The sequence below is a fragment of the Myxococcus guangdongensis genome (genome assembly GCF_024198255.1).
GTDB lineage: Bacteria > Myxococcota > Myxococcia > Myxococcales > Myxococcaceae > Myxococcus > Myxococcus guangdongensis.
The window spans coordinates 1,031,323-1,052,677 of the sequence record NZ_JAJVKW010000001.1; the positions used below are offsets into that span (position 1 = coordinate 1,031,323).

Sequence of the window (21,355 nt, forward strand, 5' to 3'; positions counted from 1 at the left end):
CGGGTCATTCCCCCCGCGAACCCACCCCGTTCCTCCGCGCTCCACCCCGGCGTGGCGGGTCTTCACGCACCGTCAGACCTCCAGGACTCATGGTGGAGGACGGGCCTCGCACCAAAAACCAAGGGTGGCCCCGGACGAAGCTCCGGGACCACCCTCGGGGTTCAGCTCGAGCTTGGGCTCAGGTCAGGGGTTCTCGCGCTCCACCTCGACCTTGCCGACGCGCAGGATGTTGAACTCCACGCGGCGGTTGTTCTCACGGCCCGCCGCCGTCTTGTTGGTGTCCACCGGCTTCGTCTCGCCGTAGCCCTGCGACTCCAGGCGCGCGGCGTCGATGCCCTCCTTCACCAGGAACGCACGGACGTTGGCGGCGCGGCGGCGCGACAGGTCCAGGTTGGACGCGTCGTTGCCCTGGTCATCCGTGTGGCCCTCGATGCGCAGCAGTTCCACCTGCGGGTTCGCACGCAGCACCGCGGCCACCTGCTTCAGCAGCGGGAAGCTGCGCGGCAGGATGATGTCCTTGCCGGTGGCGAAGTAGACCTTCTCCAGGATGAGGATGCGCTCGCCATCCACCTGGACCTTCACCTTGCCCTTGTCGGGGCAGCCGTCCTCGTCCTGGAAGCCGTTGATGGTCTCCGGCTCCATCGGGCACTTGTCCGCCACGTCCGGGATGCCGTCCCGGTCGTTGTCCGGGTCCGGGCAGCCGTCCTCGTCCTGGAAGCCGTCCTTGTCCTCGGGCTGGTTCGGGCAGCGGTCATCCGGGTCGAAGATGCCGTCGCCATCCGTGTCCACGGGCGGCGCCACGTCGGGGCAGCCGTCCTCGTCCTGGAAGCCGTTCTTCGTCTCCGGCTCGTTCACGCACTGGTCGTCACCGTCGAGGATGCCGTCCTGGTCGTTGTCCGGGTCCGGGCAGCCGTCCGCGTCCTCGAAGCCGTCCTTGTCCTCGGGCTGCGTGGGGCAGCGGTCGTCCGGGTCGTAGATGCCGTCGCCGTCCGTGTCCACGGGCGGAGGCGGCGCCGTCGGCTTGGGCGACGGAGGCGGGCTGAAGCTGAAGCCCGCCAGCAGCCGGTAGCCCGGCGTGCCGTAGCCACGGGTGAGGCCCGGGCCACCACCGAGGTGCGCCGCGAAGCCCTTCGCCGAGCGGTACTTCAGCGCGGCCAGCAGCTCCAGCGGGCTCTCCTCCGTGTCCTGCTCGTCCAGGCCGATGGCGCCAATCACCGTCGCCTCGGCGGCGAGCGGGACGCGGCCCAGCGTGAAGGGAATCTCCGTGCCCAGGCCGTACGTGAAGGCGTTGCCCGCCGTCAGGTTGCGCAGCACCTGCTTCTCACGCAGGTCCACGCCGACGTTGGCGGCGAAGCGGACCCGCTGACCGTACTCGGCCACCAGCTTCGGCTGCACCGCCACCCCCGAGCCTCCGAGGAAGTCGTTGCCGCCCGCCGTGGGGAGCACCACCGGCACCGCCAGCGCGAGCCCGAAGTTCTCCCCATCGATGATGCGCGCCTTCGGGACCAGCCGCAGGTCACCGATGCCGCCGGAGCTCACGCCGTCCGCCAGCGTGGGGTCCACCTGCGGCGCCGGGTCCGAACCCTGGATGGTCACCGGCAGCACCACGCCGATTTCGAAGCGGTCGAACAGACCCACCGCGCCCATCAGGTCGATGCCCACCTGGCGGCTCACCACCGCGGTGATGAACCGGTCCGAGCGCGGGTCCAGGAAGTTGAGCGGCTTGCTGGCGTAGTTGAGCGACAGGCCCAGGTTGAGGCCCAGGTGAGGCTGCACGCGGGCGCTGTGCAGACCGAGGATGTCCTCGGCGCCCGGGCCCGGCTTGTAGCGCTGCACGTCGATGGACTGCGACGCGCCCCTCGGCGCAATCACCTGCGCGTGGGCAGGCTGCGCCGCGAGCGTCCCCGCGAGGACCAGGCCTCCGGCGACCCCCGCCGCCACCGCCCGCGACGAGCGACGGAGGCGACCGAAGAGGGGCAGCGCGAGCAGCAGCAGCGCCAGCGGCGCGAACGTCCCCGCTCCGCCCGTGCTGCAGCCACGGCCCACCACGACGAAGTCGTCGTTGCCATCGAGCGGGTTGGAGCCGCCCTTGACCTCGTCACCGTCGCTCGCCCCACCGCGGTCGGTGTCGGCGTCGTTCGGGTTCGTCTCACCGTTGTCGAGGCCGCCGTTGTGGTTGGCGTCCTCCTGGCCATCGCGCAGGCCGTCGCCGTCCGTGTCCGGGTTGAGCGGATCCGTGGCGTTGGAGCCCTTGACCTCCACGCCGTCGCTCAGCTCGTCGTCATCCGAGTCGGCGTCGTTCGGGTCGGTCTCCGTGGCGTCACGGCGGCCGTCGTGGTTCTTGTCCTCCTCGCCATCGCGCAGGCCGTCACCATCCGTGTCCGGGTTCTTCGGGTCGGTGGTGGTGGTGGGGTCCGCGTCCGGCACGAAGTTCGGCGAGTCGATGTTGGTGCCCGGGCCCGCCGTCTCGCGCGTCACGCCGCGCTCGGTGCCGTCGTTCAGCCCGTCGTTGTCGCTGTCCGGGTCGAGCGCGTCGATGATGCCGTCCCCATCCGTGTCGGTGAGGCCGTCCTCGCCGTCCGGCACGCCGTCGTCGTCGGAGTCCGCGTCATGCGGATCCATGCCCAGCTCGATTTCGCGCGCGTCGGGGACGCCGTCCAGGTCGGAGTCCAGGTCGTCCGCGGCCACGTTCGGGTCGGTCTCGCCCGGGTCGACGCGACCGTTGTGGTTGGTGTCCTCGTTGCCGTCGAACACGCTGCCGCCGTCGGTGTCCCGGTTGAGCGGGTCCGTCGTCGTCGTCGGGTCCGCGTCCGGGATGAACACGCTCGGGTCGGTGTCCGTGCCCTGGGGCTCGGTGATGCCCAGCTCCGTGCCGTCCTGCAGCCCGTCGCCGTCCGTGTCCGCCTTGTTCGGGTCGGTCTCGCCCGGGTCGACGATGCCGTCGTGGTTCTTGTCCTCGTTGCCGTCGAGGATGCCGTCGTCATCCGAGTCGTCGTCCAGCGGGTCCGTCCCACCGACGTTCACCTCGACGCCGTCGGAGATGCCGTCGCCGTCCGTGTCCGGGTTGTTCGGGTCCGTGCCGCGCGCAATCTCGTCCGCGTCCGTCAGCCCGTCGCCATCCGAGTCCAGGCCGATGGTCCACGTGAAGGTCGCGGGCGTGGGGTCCACGTCGCCGTCCGCGTCCACCGCGCGCACCTGGAAGGTGTGCTCCCCGTCCGCCAGGCCCGTGAACTGCGCGGGGCTGGTGCAGGGGGTGAAAGCACCACCATCGATGGAGCACTCGAACGTCGCGTTCGGGTCGGCCAGAACCGTCTCGAAGCTGAAGTTCGCGGTGGCGCTGCCGGAGCTCGCGGGCGGGCTCGCGGTGATGCGCGTGTCGGGCACCGTGTCCACCGTGAAGGTGTTGGTGTCCGTCGCGGTGTTGCCGTTGGCGTCCTCCGCCGTGGCCGTCACCGAGTGCGGGCCGTCCGCCAGCGGCGTCGACACCGGCACCGACCAGGTGCCGTCCACGCCCACCGTCACCGTGCCCACCGTGGTGCCGTCCACCACCACCGTCACCGTGGCGCCCGGCTCACCCGTCCCCGAGTAGGTCACCGTGCCCGTGGTGAGCACCGCGCCCTCGGCGGGCGTGGTGATGGCCACCGACGTCTCCGCGTCCACCGTGAAGGTGTTGGTGTCCGTGGCGGTGTTGCCCTGCGCGTCCTCCGCCGAGGCCGTCACCGTGTGCGGTCCATCCGCCAGCGGCGTGGCCACCGGCAGCGACCAGGTGCCGCCCGCGCCCACCGTCACCGTGCCGACGATGGTGCCGTCGACCGTGACGGTCACCGTGGCGCCGACCTCACCCGTACCGGAGTACGTGACGACGCCGTCGTCGAGCACCGCGCCCTCCGCGGGCGTGGTGATGCTGACCGTGGTCTGCGTGTCCACCGTGAAGGTGTTGGTGTCCGTCGCGGTGTTGCCCTCGTCGTCCTCCGCCGTGGCCGTCACCGTGTGCGAACCGTCCGCCAGCGTCGCGGCGACCGGCAGCGACCAGGTGCCGCCCGCGCCCACCGTCACCGTGCCCACCGTGTTGCCGTCCACCACCACCGTCACCGTGGCGCCGACCTCGCCCGTACCGGAGTACGTGACGACGCCGTTGTCGAGCACCGCGCCGTCCGCGGGCGTGGTGATTTCAACCGTGGTGCTGGTGTTGACCGTGAACGTGTGCGTGTCCGTCGCGGTGTGGCCGTGCTCATCCTCCGCGGTGACCGACACCGTGTGGGGACCATCCGCCAGGGACGAGTTGCCCGGGATGCTCCAGCTGCCGTCCGGACCCGCCGTCACCGTGCCGACGACGGTGCCATCCACCGTCACCGTCACCTCGGCGCCCGGCTCCGCCGTGCCCGTGTACGTGACCTCGGCGGTGTTCACCACCGCGCCCTCGGCGGGCGTGGTGATGGCCACGCGGGTGCTCGTGTCCACCGTGAAGGTGTTCGAGTCCGTGGCGGTGTGGCCCTGCGCGTCCTCGGCCGTGGCCGTCACCGTGTGCGCGCCATCGTTGAGCGACGAGTTGCCCGGGATGCTCCAGCTGCCATCCGGACCCGCCGTCACCGTGCCCACCGTGTTGCCGTCCACGCTCACCGTCACCGTGGCGCCCGGCTCGGCCGTACCCGAGTACGTCACCGTGCCCGTGGTGAGCACCGCGCCCTCGGCGGGCGTCGTCACGGCCACGTTGGTGCCCGTGTCCACCGTGAAGGTGTTCGAGTCCGTCGCCGTGTTGCCGCTCGTGTCCGTCGCCGTGACGCTCACCGTGTGCGAGCCGTCATCCAGCGGCGTGGCCACGGGCAGCGACCAGCTGCCGTCCGGACCCGCCGTCACCGTGTCGACGACGATGCCATCCACCGTCACCGCCACCGTGGCGCCCGGCTCGGCCGTACCGGAGTACGTCACCACCGGGTTCGTCAGCACCGCGCCCTCGGCCGGCGTCGTCACGGCCACCGACGTCGTCGCATCCACCGTGAAGGTGTTCGTGTCCGTCGCCGTGTTGCCATTCGTGTCCGTCGCAGTGGCCGTCACCGAGTGAGCACCATCCGTCAGCGGCGTCGCCACCGGCACCGACCACGTGCCGCCCGCGCCCACCGTCACCGTGCCCACCGTGTTGCCATCCACCACGACCGTCACCGTGGCGCCCGGCTCTCCCGTACCGGAGTACGTCACCACCGGGTTCGTCAGCACCGCACCCTCGGCCGGCGTCGTCACGGCCACCGACGTGCCCGTGTCCACCGTGAAGGTGTTCGTGTCCGTCGCCGTGTTGCCGCTCGTGTCCGTCGCCGTGGCCGTCACCGAGTGCGGCCCGTCCGCCAGCGGCGTCGACACCGGCACCGACCACGTGCCACCCGCGCCCACCGTCACCGTGCCCACCGTGTTGCCGTCCACCACCACCGTCACGGTGGCGCCCGGCTCACCGGTACCGGAGTAGGTCACCACCGGGTTCGTCAGCACCGCGCCCTCGGCCGGCGTCGTCACGGCCACGTTGGTGCCCGCGTCCACCGTGAAGGTGTTCGAGTCCGTCGCCGTGTGGCCGCTCGTGTCCGTCGCCGTGGCCGTCACCGTGTGAGCACCATCCGTCAGCGGCGTCGCCACCGGCACCGACCACGTGCCGCCCGCGCCCACCGTCACCGTGCCCACCGTGTTGCCATCCACCACGACCGTCACCGTGGCGCCCGGCTCACCCGTACCGGAGTACGTCACCACCGGGTTCGTCAGCACCGCACCCTCGGCCGGCGTCGTCACGGCCACCGACGTGCCCGTGTCCACCCTGAAGGTGTTCGTGTCCGTCGCCGTGTGGCCCTGCGTATCCGTCGCCGTGGCCGTCACCGAGTGCGGCCCGTCCGCCAGCGGCGTCGACACCGGCACCGACCACGTGCCGCCCGCGCCCACCGTCACCGTGCCCACCGTGGTGCCATCCACCACCACCGTCACGGTGGCGCCCGGCTCACCGGTACCGGAGTAGGTCACCACCGGGTTGGTCAGCACCGCGCCCTCCGCGGGCGTCGTCACGGCCACGTTGGTGCCCGTGTCCACCGTGAAGGCGTTCGTGTCCGTCGCGGTGTGGCCCTGCGCGTCCTGCGCCGTGGCCGTCACCGTGTGCGGCCCGTCCGCCAGCGGCGTCGCCACCGGCACCGACCACGTGCCGCCCGCACCCACCGTCACCGTGCCCACCGTGGCGCCATCCACCACCACCGTCACCGTGGCGCCCGGCTCACCCGTACCGGAATACGTCACCACCGGGTTCGTCAGCACCGCGCCCTCCGCGGGCGTGGTGACGGCGACCGCCGTCTGCGTGTCCACCGTGAAGCTCGACGTCGTCGCCGTGCTGGTGCGCGACGCATCGCGAGAGCGAGCCGACAGGTTGTACACACCGTCCGCCAGCGTGCCAGGCACCGTGAAGGTCCAGTTGCCACCGGTGACGGGGATGTTCGCGTACGTGGTGCCGTTGATGGTCAGGTCGACCATCGTGGCGCCGCCGGACGCCGTGCCCGTGATCTGCGTCGGAGACGCGAGGAGCACCGCGCCGTTGGTCGGCGTGGAGATGACCGGAGGCGGCAGGGCGTTCTGCACGTTGAACGTGTTGGTGTTGCTCACCGTGCTCGTGGCGCCGTTCAACACGGACACCGCGTTCACCGTGTGGTTGCCCACCGCCAGGTCCGTGGTCGGCGTGTACGTGAAGTTGCCCGCGGCATCCGCCTGGACGGTGGCCAGCACCGCACCGTCGACGGAGATGACGACGGACGAGTTGGGGGTCGCGGTGCCCGAGATGGGAGGACGCACGCCCGTGGTGGAGCCATTGGCCGGCGTCACCACCACCGGTGCCGTCGGCGTCACGAAGGCGCCAGGGAGCGTGGTGATGACACCGACGCCGCCCACGACGGCGCCGTACGTCAGACCGTCCGGAGCGGTCGCCGTGGGCTGCGTGCCCGGAAGTCCGCCCGCGACGGTCGCCGTGCAAGCCACGGTGGCACCCTGGAACAGGATGCGACCACCGCCGCCGCCGCCACCCGTGCCGTGCTCGGCGAAGGTGGTGCTGCCACCGTTGCCGCCGTTGGCCGTGATGAGGTTGTTGTTGCAGGACAGGTTTCCGGTCGTACGCACGGAGACCGTGCCGCCAGAGCCACCGCCGCCCGCGGCGTCATTGGCGTCTTCCCGGGCGTTCTCGCCCGCCACACCGTTGGCCGAGACACGGCCCGTGCCCGCCAGCGAGGCCGCGCGGATGTACACGATACCGCCCGCCGCGCTGCCACCACCGCCGAAGTCGTCGTTGCTGTGACCCGCGCCACCACCACCGCCGAACAGCAGGGTGCTCACCGGAGAGAAGTCCATGCGGGCACCACCGCGACCACCGACGTCACGGGAGGGAGGCTCGTCACCGCTCCACGTCCGGCCGCCCTTGCCACCCGCGCCCGCGCTGCCACCACCACCGCCGCCCGAGTTGTGACAGATGCCACCGCCGGCACCGTTGGCGATGTTGCCGTAGCCCGAGGAGCCCGCGACGAACGGGTCGGTGTTGTCGTAGGCCGACAGCACCACGCCCTCGCCCTTTTGCGCGCCACCCGGGTACGCCTGGTTGATGCCGGTGCAGCCGTCACCCGCGCCGTTCCAGAAGATGCCGCCGCGGAAGCCCAGACCATCCGCGTGGATGGCGCCATTGTTGGTCACCGCGCCGTTGGCCAGGAAGATGAGCACGCCGCCGGTGGTGCCATTCCAGGGCGCCGCGACGATGGAGCCGCCGGCGTTCACCGTCACCGTGGTGTACTCGGGGACGCGGATGGCCTGGGTGCCCGTATTCGCCGCGAAGGCCACCGTCAACGGGGCCGTGAAGGTCAGCCGCGTCGCCGTGAGCGCGGAGATGCGCGCGAACTCCCACCGACCCACAGGGGCGTTCGCCGCCACGGACATGTCGATGGGCGTCTGGGTGCCCGAGGCCGGCGCCGTGAGGCCCGCCGCCTGGTACACCATCACCAGGTTGCCCACCGCGAAGCCGGTGGAAGACGCGACGGGGACGAAGTTCTGTCCGGCCGGCACGGCCGCCGTCACCCGGGTATAGGTGTTGATGACGGTGTTGGGGACGTTGACCGTCAGGGCCGTCGTTCCGGTTCCGAGATGGAAGCGGTCGGGCTCCGCGTGAGCCGCGGGCGCCGCCAGCGCGGCACACAGGAGCGCCAGCAGACCGACGACGGGCAAGCAAGCACGTCCACGACGTGCCGCGACCTGCGAAGTGGGAGTTTTGGATGTGGGAGTCATAGGACTGGGGCCGCGCGGTGTAGGGACTGGCCCGTGCGGCAGTGGACGCTCATAGCAATCCAGGAGCCACGCTCCGTCCACTTCCGGTCCACGCCCTGTTTCAGGGGGGTTCACTCGGACGCCCCCTGCCCTCCAAGCCCGCGGATCCGAAACACGGATCCGGATTCTGGAAACCGGATGACCCACCCCTCGCGTCCCGCTCTGGCTGACCCGTCAGGAGCGTGCGGGGTAGAGGCCCTGACACGTCAACACGGGAGGCCTTCGCTGACGCACGCCGCCAGAAACGCGACGAGGGGCCCTCCTTCCGGAAGAGCCCCTCGCGTTGCGACAGGACGCGTGTTGCGTCCCAGGCGCTAGAAGATTTCCTCGAGCCACTCGCGCATGCGGCCCTTCACCTTCTTGTACACGTTCTCCTCGCGGATGCGGAACATGCGCCGGTCCAGGTGCTTGGCACCGTAGACGACCAGGCCCACGCCCGTGGCGTACATGGGGCTCTTCACCACGTCCACCAGCCCGCCGATGCCGCGCGGCATGCCGCGACGCACGGGCAGCCCGAGCACCTCCTCGGCCAGCTCCGGCATGCCCGCGAGCAGCGTGGAGCCACCCGTGATCACCACGCCCGAAGCGAGCAGGTCCTCGTAGCCGCACTTCTGGATTTCGCGGTGGACCAACTGGAAGATCTCCTCCACACGCGGCTCCAGGATCTCGCAGAGAATCTGGCGGCCGAGCACGCGCGGCTGACGACCCCCGACGCTGGGGACCTCAATCGTGTCGTCCTTATTGATGAGCGACGCCAGCGCGCAGCCGTACTTCTGCTTGATGCGCTCGGCCTCGTGCGCGGGCGTGCGCAGGCCGATGGCGATGTCGCTGGTGAGGTTGTTGCCGCCCAGCGCAATCACCGCCGTGTGGACGATGGAGCCGCCGGAGAAGATGGCGATGTCCGTGGTGCCGCCGCCGATGTCGACGAGGCACACGCCCAGCTCCTTCTCGTCCTCGCCCAGCACCGCCTCGGCGCTCGCCAGCGGCTGCAGGACGATGTCGGAGACATTCAGGCCCGTGCGGTTGGCGCACTTGACGATGTTCTGCGCGCTGGACACGGCGCCCGTGACGATGTGGACCTTGGCCTCCAGGCGCACGCCCGCCATGCCCAGGGGCTCCTTGATGCCGCCCTGGTCATCGATGATGAACTCCTGGGGCAGCACGTGGATGACTTCCCGGTCCAGGGGGATGGCCACCGCCTTCGCCGCGTCGATGACGCGCGCGATGTCCGCCTCGCGGACCTCCTTGTCCTTCACCGCCACGATGCCTTGGGAGTTGAAGCCCTTGATGTGGCCACCGGCGATGCCCGTGTAGACGTGGGAAATCTCCGCGCCCGCCATCAGCTCCGCCTCTTCGATGGCGCGGCGGATGGAGGAGACGGTCGCCTCGATGTTGACCACCACGCCCTTGCGCAACCCCTTCGACGGATGCGTCCCGATACCGATGATGTCGATACCGCTGTCGGTCAGCTCCCCGACGATGGCGCAAATCTTCGTCGTGCCGATGTCGAGGCCGACAATGATCTCCCCCGACTTCTGCTTCGCCATGACAACCCTCCCAGGCCCCCCACTCTCGTGAAAGGGGCGTCCTCTTACGGCTTCGTGCTCCCGCTCCTCTCGGACGCGGGGCTCGAAATCTTCACCGCCACCCAGCCGGGCCGGGCCCGGTTATCCAGGTGAATGATCTCCGCTGCAAGCCCCCTCGCGCTCAGTTCGCGACGAACACGGGCCAACCGCTGCAGCTTGACCTCGGAATCTCCTTCGCCTAGGCGCACTTCCTGGCCCGACGCGGCCACCAGCGTCACCTCCCGCCCATCCATCCGGACCTCGGACAGCCGCTCGGGCTTGCCCGGGGACGCGCTCGTGTAGGCCCGCGCCACCTCCAGCGCCGCCTGGAACCGCTGGCGCGCCACATCGGGGTCCGCCACGTAGCCGTCCCGGTCCACCCCCGTCACCAGCGGCAGGTCCAGCCCGTCGCCGGGCGTCACCCGCTTGAAGGGCTCGCCCTCCTCGTCCAGCACGTACAGCTCGCCCAACACCGCCAGCGCCTCCGGGACGTGCTCGGACACCTGCACCGAGACCCGGTTCGGGAAGCGCCGCGTCACCTCCACCTTCTTCACCCACGGGTGCTGGCGCATCGCGCGCTCCAGCGCCCCCGTATCCAACGTCCAGAGGTTCTGACCCTTCGTCAGCGCCGCCAGCCGCAGCAGCTCCACGCGCGAGGCGCGCTCCAGGCCGGCGAAGGACACCGCCGCCAGGTCGAAGCGGGGCGACGACAACGCCCACTTGCGCGTCTCCACCCCGCCCCACACCAGCAGGCCCGTCGTCAGCGTCAGGGCCAGCACCTTCATCACGCCCGGGCCCCTCGAACGCACCGCGCTCTTCACCGCCTCATTTCGCTGGGCGGAGTCTTGACGGCGGCGGTTTTTGCTTCGTCCGAAGGCCATGGTGAGGAAAAGGTGTCACGCATGCTGCGCGCGGATGGATCTCCACGCCAGTTTTTGGCAACAGCCACGTTGCTGTAGCGCGTGAAACACCCCTGAGGAAACAAGGCTCCCGCTCTGAGCGGGCCCCTGGCGAAGGGCGGCGGACCTTGATCTTCAAGCGGCTGGATTTCAAGGGGACTTTTATCAAGCCCGCGCGCGGAAGCGTCAGCAGGTGAACTCACGGCGAAAACCGGAGCTTTCATCCCCGCATCGGCGGCCCCCTCCGCCCTCCCGCTGCCCGAGTGGACGGGCACATGCGGGAGGGCGCCGCGCTTGGTTCTCGGGCGAGGTTCTTCCACCGGGCGGGCGAGGGTGGCCCACCCGGTGGCGGACTTCACAGGCGCGTGCTGGCCTCGAGCACGCTGACGCGGTCCTCGACGAGCTGGTGCCAGGTGAGGCGGTAGGTGCCCGCCTCGAAGTCCAGCGTCGCGCTGTCATACTGAACACCAGATGAGGTGTCTTTCGGCGTGGCCCCCGCGTGGAACGGGCCGGTGCCCGCCGCGTAGGACAGGCTGAGGATGCCCACGAAGTCCCGGGGCGACGCCGCCACCGCGCCACAGCCCTTGTCGTCACACACCATGCGGCCCGCGTTGGCGTTGGCGGGGCGGCTGCTCGCCGCGACGTGCACCCAGTCCGCGCCATCCCAGCGGAACCACGCCTTGCCCGTGTGCAGGCGCAGTCCCTGGGGAGACGGGCCCACCAGCGCGTAGCCCCCCTGCCCCGGGATGTTGGTGAAGCGGTGGCTCCAGGTCTCGGCGTTGAAGGCCCGCCAGCCAATCTGGCCGTCGAGTCCCTCCACCATCATCAGCGTGTTGCCGTGGACGACGTACTGCTCGTCGTCGATGTGGGCCGTGCTCCCGTAGATGTTCTGGAAGATGCCGCCCTGGCTCACCCTCGCGTGGAAGTTGATGTAGCGGCGCGCCGACACCACGAGTTGACTCCCCACCGCGTCGACGTCCAGCCGGTCGATCTGCCAGTTGTTGATGGTGTCCGCGGGGAAGGTGGTCGCCGCCGTGGACCACGACAGGCCGTCCGCGCTGTAGGAGGTGCGCGCGCTCGCGATGCCCCACGCGACGAGGAAGGCGCCACCGCTCTGGTCCACATCCAGGTGGAGCTGGGTGGCCGTCACGCTCTCGAGCAGGACCGCGGTACCGAGCTGCTCGTCCTCGTAGCTCACCACCCGCACGTCCAGCTTCCCGCCCGTCACGGCCTGCTGAAAAGCGACCACGCTGCGGGCCTCATTGCGAGAGACACGGGGCTTGCGCGCCGGTCTGGCGACTCGAACCGGCGCGCTCCACGCGCTCCCGTCGTATTCGGCGAGGAAGACGCTCCACTCCCCGGCGTCGAACTGCTCCCAGGCCGCCACACCACGCCCATCCGGAAGGAAGTCGACGGAGCTCACGCCCACCGTGCCCGTGGGAGCGGGCGCCGTGAGCGGACGGGCCTCAGCCCACTCACCCGTCCCCTGGTACGTGCGCACGGAGAGCTGCCCTGGCGCCACGAAGACGACGCCCTGTCGCGAGTCCACGGGGATGAAGGAGGCGCGGCCCGCCGCGGAGTCACGCAGCAGGACCGCGGGCCGCCAGCCCTGGAGCGTGAGCGCGGTGCCCCACACCTGATGATTGGCGGTGGCGCTGCCCGTCTCCGTGAGGACGAGCAGGTCGTCACCCTGCACGCGCAGGTCGCGGACGCGGCTCATCCCCGTCACCACGGTGGCCGTCACCGGCGAAGACCAGGAGCCGCCCGTCTGGGTGGTCGCGCGCAGCTGGCTGGTGCTGACATTGGCGGACCACAGCGCCACGAAGTTGCCGTGGCTCCGTGCGACGCCCCACAACGTGTTGACCGAACTCTCCGAGAGCCGGACCTCGGGCTGCCACGTACTCCCCACGCGGTCCGCCGCATACGGGAAGCCGTTCGCGTGAATGTAGACGGCGGTGATGACCTGACCGTCCGTGGCGAGCTTCACCGCGTCCGAGTCCGAGGTGGAGATGAGCTCCGCTGCGCCCCACTGCCGCGTGGCGCGGTCGAAGCGCGAGAACTCGGTGCCCCGGTCGCTCACCCACGCGCGAACGAAGGTGTCTCCCACGCGGAGGTAGTCGGCGTCCGCGCGGGACGAGATGGAGCTCTGCACCCACTGGACACCGTCGTAGGTGACGGCGACGCGAGGGTTGGCGCCCGGCGTGGAGGTAATCAGCACCGCGTCACCGTTGTGGAGGAATGTGGGGCTCGCCCCCAGGGTGCCGGTCGCGAAGACCTCCGCCCACTGGTTGCCGGAGAGGGCGCGGATGCGATTCGACTCGAGCATGAACAGGCGCCCGGCCGCGCTGAACAGGCGCCCGGTGGTGTTGGGCCCGGCGGACGTGAGCGTCGTCCCGTCGAAGGAGACCACGCGGTGGTTGATGCTCGTCGCGTCCGGCCAGGAGATGGCGAAGCGGTTGTCCCAGACCGCGACCTGCGGCGACACCGCCGCCGAGGTGCTCACCCCGAGCAGCCGTGACGCACCGTAGCCGCCACCGGAGTCGAGCGCCGCGCGCACCTGGACGCCCTCGCCGGTGTCCTCGTTCCAGACGGCCAGCGTGCCGAGGGGGCCCGTGGCGAACACGAGGCCGCCGGGCTGACCGCGCGTGGCGCCACTCACCTGCGTGTGCGTGTCCACCGTTCGAATGGCGTACGTGAAGGGCGCGGCGAGGGACTGCCCCTGGGGCGTGCGGACGTCCTTCACCGTGGCCGTGTAGACAGTGGCCGGCGCGAACGGCGGCACCGGACGGAACACCGCGGTGCGCGTGGAGGCCTCGTAGTTCACCAGGCCCGTGTGCCCCGCGATGGAGAAGGTCGTCGTGTTGATGGAGGCCGGGTCCAACGGACGGTCGAAGCTCACGCGCAGCGCACCGTCGCGCGAGACGAAGCGCGCGTCCGCGACGGGCAGAGCGCCTGTCACCTGGGGCGGAGCGGGCTGGAGCTCCGTGACGAACCAGAAGGGGTTGGAGCCCATCCACGGGTAGCCGTTGCCCGCGAGGTCCTCCACGTCGTCGATGGTCACCCGGTAGCGCGTCTGGTACGCGAGGGGCGACGTCGGCGTGAAGATGGCCGCCATCCGTCGGTCATCGTAGCGCACGGAGCCCGGCACCTTCCGGACGGGCCTGGCGCCAATCTCGTCCATCTCCTCCAGGTAGAAGCTCTCCACTGTCACCGTGGCGGGGCGCAGGGGCTCCGCGAAGACGCCCTCGATGGCGTCGATGCGCACGGGGATGCCCGTCGCTCCGTATGCGGGGAAGGTCGATGCGAGGCTCGGGGCTCCGTTGTCCGCGACGATGCTCAGGGTGAACGCGTAGCTGAAGCTGCTCGTGAGCGCGTTGCCCGCCAGGTCCTTCGCCTGGGTGGAGAGGGTCCCGGTGACGACGGCGCCTGGTGCGGGCAGCGGGTTCAGCCGGAAGTAGGCGGTGCGGGAGTTCGGCTCGTACGTGATGACACCGGTGAGCGGCGCGGCCGGTGAGTTGTCCAGCTTCTGCTCGAAACGGAGCGTCTCCGCGTTGAGTGTCCGCGGGTCCATCTGCTCCTCGAAGGTGAGCGAGTACACGGGGTAGCCCACCGCCACGTATCGCTGCTGGTGCGTGGGCCGGGTGGAGGACACCGTCGGAGCCTTCGTGTCCGCATCCGTCCCCACGGTGAAGCGGAAGACATAGGGCGCGGGCAGGCTGTCGCCTGTCGTGGTGCGCAGCGCGGTCGCGACCGTCACCGTCACCAGCGTGTCGGCCGCGAAGGGCCGCGCGGGGACGAAGGCGACAGAGCGCGTGACGGCGTCATGGGTGACGGCGCCGGCCACCGCCACGCCATTCTCAGTCACCGTCAGACTCGCGGGCCCCACGGTGGCGTCGTCGAGCGCATCGACGAAGGCGACGTGGATGCGCGTGTTGCGGGCCACCTGCTCCGCGTCCTGGAGGGGGAGCGTGTAGTCGATGAAGCCCACGCCATCCGCCGTGGGCCCGCCTCCGTCCGAGCCATGGGCATCGGGTGAGCCTCCATCAGGCGTCCCCGCATCCGAGCCCGAGTCGATGGCGTCCATCGGCGGATCATCGGACTTGGAATCCTTGCAGGCGGTGACTCCCAGCCAGAGGGCCAGGATGAGCAGGACACTGCGCTTCCACGGAGTGGTGGTGTTCATGAAATGTGGGGGGTGCGGTGGAAAAACCGACAGGCCACTTCCGCGGCCACGCCCCAACCCCTGCTCAGGAACGGATGGCGCCAGAAAAGTCGCACAGTCCGTTGCATCTGCCACCGCATCACGGCTGTTCGGAAGATGAGAACCCGAGGAACAAGGGCGTGACGCCAGGCGCCCACATGTGGCGGCGGAGCGCATTCGAGTTCACGTGAGGGTGGTCCGAGGCAGACAACTCACTCCGCAGCGAGCGTCCCGTCTGAAGCACCTGGAGTCACCACCCGCGCGGATGGTGGCACGCGCGCCCCCCGTCGGGCCGCCCCCTTGCGTCAGAGCCCTGCGTCAGCAGGATGCGAGCTGCGCCACCAGCAGGTCGTCACTCCCGAGGAAAAGAGGCCACGCGCAGACCACCTTGCGTCAGCGCCCCACAGCAACGAGCGCGGGCAGGGTCACCGTCATGTCGCTCCCCGCGCGGCAGAAGGGCCACGCGCAGACCACCTTGCGTCAGCGCCCCGAATCTCGGTGAGGCGCGAGTTGCGCCACCGTCACGTGGCCACTCGCATGGCAGAGGAGCCACGAGCGGGCTGTCTGAAGGGAGCCACCTTGCATCAGCGCCCCATCAACGAGCGTGTCGCCACTCGCGCGGAAGAGGAGCCATTCTCGGCCCTCCAGAAGGGCGGCCAACTTGCGTCAGCGTCCTACCTCAGCGAGCGCGGGAAACGCCGTCACCCCACGCCGCCCCTCCCCGGCATCACACCGAGGACAGGCCGCGTGCTCAGGCCTTGAGACAGGCACCCACGAGCAACCGCTCGCACAGCGCTGGGAAGTCGATGCCGCGACCCGCGGCAATCTTGGGCAACAGGCTGGTGGCCGTCATGCCCGGCAGCGTGTTCGTCTCCAACAGGAACACGTCACCGCCCTCGGTGACGATGACATCCGAGCGTGAGCCGCCAGCGCAGCCCAGGGCCCGGTGCGCGCCCAGGCACACCTCGTTCACCCGCGCGTACTGCGCCTCGGGGAGCGGCGCGGGAAAGAGGTACTGAGTACCCGTGCCCGCCTTGTACTTCGCGTCGTAATCGTAGAACTCACGCGCGGCGCGGACCTCGATGACCCCCAGCGCCTCGTCGTCCAGCACGCCGCCCTGCACCTCGCGGCCCTTCACGAACTGCTCGACCATCAGGGTGCCCGCGTACTTCACGGCGTCCTTCACCGCGGCCTCGTAGGCGTCGCGCGTCTTGCAGATGTGCACGCCCACGCTGCTGCCCTCGCGGCTGGGCTTCACCACCACCGGGAAGGGGAACGGCAGCGAGTCCGCCGCCGCCAGCGCGGACGCCTCGTCCTGGAACGCGCGGTACGCGGGCGTCGGGATGCCGTGGGCCAGGAAGATCTGCTTCGCGTAGACCTTGTCCATCGCCATCGCGGACGCGAGCACGCCGCTGCCCGTGTACGGGATGAACATGGACTCGAGCAGGCCCTGGAGACTGCCGTCCTCACCGTAGCGCCCGTGCACCGCCAGCCACGCCACATCCACCTTCTCGGCGACGAGCCGCGCGGGCAGGTCCTTGCCCACGTCGATGTCCACCACGTCGTAACCCAGCGAGCGCAGCGCGCCCGACACGGCGGCGCCCGTGCGCAGGGACACCTCGCGCTCGGACGACAGGCCGCCGAACAACACGCCCACGCGCTTGTGCTTGAGCTCGTCCTTCGTGAAGGCGCCGCGATTCACTGTCGTCATGGCAGGAAGACTCCCACGCGTTTGACTTCGGGTTTCATGTCGACGCCAGTGGCCTCCCTCACGCGCGTCTGCATCAGCGTGATGAGCCCCAGCACGTCCCGAGCGGTGGCCCCGCCCAGGTTGACAATCCAGTTGGCGTGCAGCGTGGAGATCTGCGCCCGCCCGAGCGTGTGCCCCTTCAGGCCCACCAACTCGATGAGCCGCCCGGCATGGTCACCCGGCGGATTGGTGAACACGCTGCCGAAGTTCGGCTGGCTCAAGGGCTGCGTGCGCTTGCGGTAGCCCAGGTCCGCGTCCATCGCGACCTTGGACGCCGCGACATCACCACGCGGCAGCCGGAAGCGAACCCGCGTCACCACCCCGCCAACAGGCAGCTCCGAGTGCCGGTACGCATGCGGCACCTGCGCCTTCGTCAGCCACCCCACCCCATCCGGCGTCGCCACCTCCACCGCCTCGATGACCCGGAAGGCCTCGCCGTTCTTCGTGCCCGCGTTCATCGCCACCGCGCCGCCCAGCGTCCCGGGGATGCCCGCGAGGAACTCCGCGCCCACCAACCCCTGCGAGCGCATCACGTTCACCAGCTTCACGATGGCCGCGCCCGCGCCCAACGTGATGAGCCCACCCTCCGGCCCCACGTCGATGAGCTCCGGGAACAAATCCCCCGGCAGCTTCACGGTGACGCCCGGCACGCCGCCATCCCCCACCAGCGTGTTCGCGCCGCCGCCAAGGATGCTCAAGGGCGCACCCTCGTCGCGCGCCAGCTTCAGCACCTCCACCAACGCGTCGCCAGACCGGGGCCGCACCAGCGCCTCCGCCGCGCCGCCCACCCGGACACTGATGAGCGGAGCCAGCGGCTCTCCTGCCTTCACGTCGCAGTCCGGCACACGCTCCACGCGGAGGGCCAGCACCGTCTTCACACCTGCTTCCACCATGATGCGCTAGCCCTTCGTCGGAGCCGCGTGGCCCAGCAGGCCGAGCAGGTCCGGGCCCACGTGGGTGATGTCACCCGCGCCCAGCGTCAGCACCAAATCACCCTCGCGCAGCCGGGGCAGCAGCTCCGCCGGCAGGTCCGTGCGCTTGGGGACGAACGTCACGTCGCGGTGGCCGTGCGCGCGAATCGCGTCCGCCAGCGCGTCACCCGTGGCGCCAGGAATCGGCTCCTCGCCCGCCGCGTAGACGTTGGTCACGAAGAGCAGGTCCGCGTCGTTGAACGCGGTGGTGAAGTCCTTGAACAGGTCATGCGTGCGCGTGTAGCGGTGGGGCTGGAAGGCCACCACCAGCCGCCGACCGAAGGCGCGCCGGGCGCCCGCGAGCGTGGCCAGCACCTCCGTGGGGTGGTGCCCGTAGTCGTCCACCACGGTGATGCCCTTCGCCTCGCCCTTCACCGTGAAGCGCCGCTGCACGCCGCCGAACTCGGCCAGGGCCGTGCGCACCGTCTCCAGCGGGATGTCCATCTCCTCCGCCACGGCGATGACCGCCAGCGCGTTGAAGGCGTTGTGCGCGCCCACCATGCGCACCCGGAACTCGCCCAGCGCCTCGTCCCGGCGGAACGCCTGGAACGTGGTGGTGAAGCCATCCAGCGTGATGCTCTCCAGGCGGTAGTCCGCCATGTGCGAGCTGCCGTAGGTGACGAAGCGCTTCTCGATGCGCGGCAAGAGCGCCTGGACGTTGGGGTTGTCCAGGCACAGCACGTTGAGCCCGTAGAACGGCACCCGGTTGCAGAACTCGACGAAGGCCGTCTGGAGCACCTCCAGCGAGCCGTAGTGGTCCATGTGCTCCGGGTCGATGTTGGTGACGATGGAGATGGACGGGTGCAGCTTGAGGAAGCTGCCGTCGGACTCGTCCGCCTCCACCACCATCAGCTCGCTCTTGCCCAGCTTGGCGTTGGAGTCGAGCACGTTCACCTTGCCGCCCACCACCGCCGTCGGGTCCAGGCCCGCGGCGCTCAGCACCGTGGCCACCATGGACGTCGTCGTCGTCTTGCCGTGGCTGCCGGCGACCGCCACCGCGTACTTCAGCCGCATCAACTCCGCGAGCATCTCCGCGCGGGGGATGACGGGAATCTTCCGCTGACGCGCGGTGACCACCTCGGGGTTGTCCTTGCGCACCGCCGAGGAGATGACCACCACGTCCGCCTGGACCAGGTTCGCCGCCTTGTGGCCCTCGAAGATGGAGGCGCCCATGCGCGTCAGGCGCCGGGTGATGTCGCTCTCCTTCAAGTCACTGCCGGACACCCGGTAGCCCAGGTTGAGCAGCACCTCGGCGATGCCGCTCATGCCGATGCCGCCGATGCCCACGAAGTGCACCTGCGCGGCGTGCCGCGTCTTGAAGAGACTGGGGGGCTTGTTCTTCGTCACGACTCGCTCCTGGGCGCCTTCTTCGCTTCGGGTGTGGCGCGCTCGCGGCCACTGGGGCCCCAGGTCTGCACCATCAAATCCACGCACACGTCGGCCAGCTCCTTGGCCGCCTCCGGACGGCCGAGCAGCGCCGCCTTCTTCTCCATCCCCTTGAGCCGCTCGGGGTGCTCCTTGAGCGTGCGCAGGGTCTCCGCCAGCTTCGCGCCCGTCAGCTCCGACTCCTGGAACATCAGCGCCGCGCCCGCGTCCACCAGCGCCCGCGCGTTCACCGTCTGGTGGTCATCCGTCGCGTGCGGGAAGGGCACCAGGATGCTGGCCTTCTTGCACACCGTCAGCTCCGCCAGCGTGGTGGCGCCCGCGCGGCAGACGACCAGGTCCGCCTTCGCGTACGCGCTCGACATGTCGTCGATGAACTCCACCACGTCCGCGTCGAAGCCCCGGTCCTGGTAGCCCTTGCGCACCGTCTCCAGGTCGTTCTTGCCCGTCTGGTGCACGAAGCGCAGCTCGCCCTTCAAGTCCCCCAGCGAGTCGAGTGCTTCCAACATCCGCTGGTTCAAGCCCCGCGCGCCCAGGCTGCCGCCGAAGACGAGCACCGAGAAGTGCTCGTGCGCCACGTGGCTGCGCAGGTAGTTGTCCATCAGCTTGCGGCGGATGGGGTTGCCGATGAGCTGCACCTTCTTCTCGGGGAAGAACTGGCGCGCCTCGTCGAAGGCGATGAAGACCACCCGCACCACCTTGCCCAGCACCTTGTTGGTGAGGCCCGGCAGCGCGTTCTGCTCCTGAATCGCGGTGGGGATGCCCATCAGCCACGCGGCCAGCACCACCGGCCCGCTCGCATAGCCGCCCACGCCCACCACCACGTCCGGCTTCTGCCGGGAGAGGATGCGGAAGGACTCGATGAAGGCCAGGGGCAGCGCGACGAGCGCCTTGAGCAGGGAGAAGAAGCCCTTGCCCTTGAGGCCCTGCACCTTCACCAGCTCCAGCGGATAGCCCTCGCGCGGCACCACCCGCGCCTCCAGGCCCCGCTCGGTGCCCACGAAGACGACCTCGTTGGCGTGGTGACGCGTCACCACCTCCTCCGCCAGGGCGATGCCTGGGAAGAGATGCCCCCCCGTGCCGCCTCCCGCGATGAGCACCTTCACGCCGCCACCTCCCTCAGCTCCGAACCTGTCCGAGCACCCCTCGGCGCCCCCTGCGCGCTGGCGCTCAGCGACAGCAACACGCCCGCGGCGCCCATCAGCACCACCAGCGACGAGCCACCGTACGAGACGAACGGCAGCGTCAGGCCCTTCGTCGGCAGCAGCCCCATGGCCACGCACATGTTCACCGTGGCCTGGAACGCGATGATGGAGGAGATGCCCAGGCCCAGGTACGTGCCGAACGACTCGCCCGCCGCCAGGCTCGCGCGCACGCCGCGCCAGAGGACCAGGGCGTAGAGCACCACCAGCACGCCCACGCCGATGAGGCCCGTCTCCTCGCCGAGGATGGCGAAGATGAAGTCGGTGTGCGCCTCTGGCAGGAAGAAGAGCTTCTGCCGGCCGTCGCCCAGGCCCAGGCCGGACACGCCGCCGGACCCGATGGACATCAGCGACTCGGCCACCTGGTAGCCCACGTCATGCCGGTGGGCCCACGGGTCCAGGAAGGCCAGGATGCGCTTCATGCGGTACGGACTGGACGCAATCGCCACGTACGCCAAGGGCAGCGCGAGCAGGATGGAGCCGACCAGGTAGCTCAGCTTGGCGCCGGCGGCGAACAGCAGCACGAACAGCATGAAGACCAGGAGCACGCTGCTGCCGAAGTCGGGCTGCAGCATGCAAAGCATCACCAGGATGCCGCACAACGCCAGGTGCGGGAGGAAGCCCACGGAGAACGTCGCCACCTTCTCGCGCTTCTTCGCCAGCGAGTAGGACAGATAGACGACCCACGCGAACTTGGCGACCTCCGCGGGCTGCAGGCTGAAGCCCGGCAGGCGGATCCACCGGCGCGCGCCGCCCGCCGTCGAGCCGATGCCGGGGATGGCCACCAGCACCAGCAGGACGATGGCCGCCAGCAGCAGCGGATACGCCCAGCGCGCCAGCTTGCGCCACCCCACCTTCATCGCCACGGCCATGGCGACCAGGCCCATGCCCGCCGCCGTCACCTGCCGCTTGAAGAAGTAGAGGCTGTCGCCGAGCTTGTCCTGCGCCAGCACCGCGCTCGCCGAGTACACCATCACCAGCCCCATCGTCACCAGGGCCAGCACCGCGCACAGGAGGATGGGGTCGAACCGCACGGGAGCGTTCGACGGGGGAGAGGTCTTCATG

9 protein-coding genes are annotated in these 21,355 nt (G+C 70.0%); all 9 read right to left on the reverse strand.

Features of this window, described 5'->3' with window-relative positions; translation table 11 throughout:
- Positions 1-183 precede the first annotated feature (183 nt).
- The 9 genes from agmC to ftsW all read right to left on the reverse strand — a co-directional run bounded on the left by agmC (position 184) and on the right by ftsW (position 21,354).
- Positions 184-8,220: an adventurous gliding motility protein AgmC gene (gene agmC, locus LXT21_RS04195; protein ID WP_254036783.1), complete on the reverse strand. Its 8,037-nt coding sequence runs from the start codon at positions 8,218-8,220 to the stop codon at positions 184-186.
- A 413-nt stretch (positions 8,221-8,633) separates the two neighbouring features.
- A complete protein-coding gene (ftsA, locus tag LXT21_RS04200) occupies positions 8,634-9,866 on the reverse strand; it encodes a cell division protein FtsA (RefSeq protein WP_046715495.1) in 1,233 nt (410 codons plus the stop codon).
- Positions 9,867-9,910: 44 nt separating this feature from the next.
- Positions 9,911-10,765 (reverse strand): cell division protein FtsQ/DivIB, encoded by an 855-nt coding sequence (locus LXT21_RS04205; protein ID WP_254036784.1) that lies wholly within the window; start codon positions 10,763-10,765, stop codon positions 9,911-9,913.
- A 373-nt stretch (positions 10,766-11,138) separates the two neighbouring features.
- Positions 11,139-14,966: an Ig-like domain-containing protein gene (locus LXT21_RS04210; protein ID WP_254036785.1), complete on the reverse strand. Its 3,828-nt coding sequence runs from the start codon at positions 14,964-14,966 to the stop codon at positions 11,139-11,141.
- A gap of 769 nt (positions 14,967-15,735) precedes the next feature.
- Positions 15,736-16,695: a D-alanine--D-alanine ligase gene (locus LXT21_RS04215; protein ID WP_254036786.1), complete on the reverse strand. Its 960-nt coding sequence runs from the start codon at positions 16,693-16,695 to the stop codon at positions 15,736-15,738.
- A complete protein-coding gene (gene murB, locus LXT21_RS04220) occupies positions 16,692-17,627 on the reverse strand; it encodes a UDP-N-acetylmuramate dehydrogenase (RefSeq protein ID WP_254036787.1) in 936 nt (311 codons plus the stop codon). The genes LXT21_RS04215 and murB overlap by 4 nt, the downstream gene beginning before the upstream one ends.
- A gap of 6 nt (positions 17,628-17,633) precedes the next feature.
- On the reverse strand, positions 17,634-19,052 hold the full coding sequence (gene murC / locus LXT21_RS04225) for a UDP-N-acetylmuramate--L-alanine ligase (protein ID WP_323394058.1): 1,419 nt from the start codon (positions 19,050-19,052) through the stop codon (positions 17,634-17,636).
- Entirely contained in the window at positions 19,049-20,194 is a 1,146-nt protein-coding gene (gene murG / locus LXT21_RS04230) for an undecaprenyldiphospho-muramoylpentapeptide beta-N-acetylglucosaminyltransferase (RefSeq protein WP_254036788.1), read from the reverse strand. The genes murC and murG overlap by 4 nt, the downstream gene beginning before the upstream one ends.
- The gene (gene ftsW, locus LXT21_RS04235) at positions 20,191-21,354 is read right to left on the reverse strand and encodes a putative lipid II flippase FtsW (RefSeq protein ID WP_254036789.1); all 1,164 of its coding nucleotides are present in this window, start codon (positions 21,352-21,354) and stop codon (positions 20,191-20,193) included. The genes murG and ftsW overlap by 4 nt, the downstream gene beginning before the upstream one ends.
- Position 21,355 lies beyond the last annotated feature (1 nt).

What these genes read in the sequence shown, in the direction of transcription:
- LXT21_RS04210 (WP_254036785.1), bottom strand. Translation starts at nt 14,966, where the DNA reads ATGAACACCACCACTCCGTGGAAGCGCAGTGTCCTGCTCATCCTGGCC.
- ftsA (WP_046715495.1), bottom strand. Translation starts at nt 9,866, where the DNA reads ATGGCGAAGCAGAAGTCGGGGGAGATCATTGTCGGCCTCGACATCGGC.
- LXT21_RS04205 (WP_254036784.1), bottom strand. Translation starts at nt 10,765, where the DNA reads ATGGCCTTCGGACGAAGCAAAAACCGCCGCCGTCAAGACTCCGCCCAG.
- LXT21_RS04215 (WP_254036786.1), bottom strand. Translation starts at nt 16,695, where the DNA reads ATGACGACAGTGAATCGCGGCGCCTTCACGAAGGACGAGCTCAAGCAC.
- ftsW (WP_254036789.1), bottom strand. Translation starts at nt 21,354, where the DNA reads ATGAAGACCTCTCCCCCGTCGAACGCTCCCGTGCGGTTCGACCCCATC.
- murB (WP_254036787.1), bottom strand. Translation starts at nt 17,627, where the DNA reads ATGGTGGAAGCAGGTGTGAAGACGGTGCTGGCCCTCCGCGTGGAGCGT.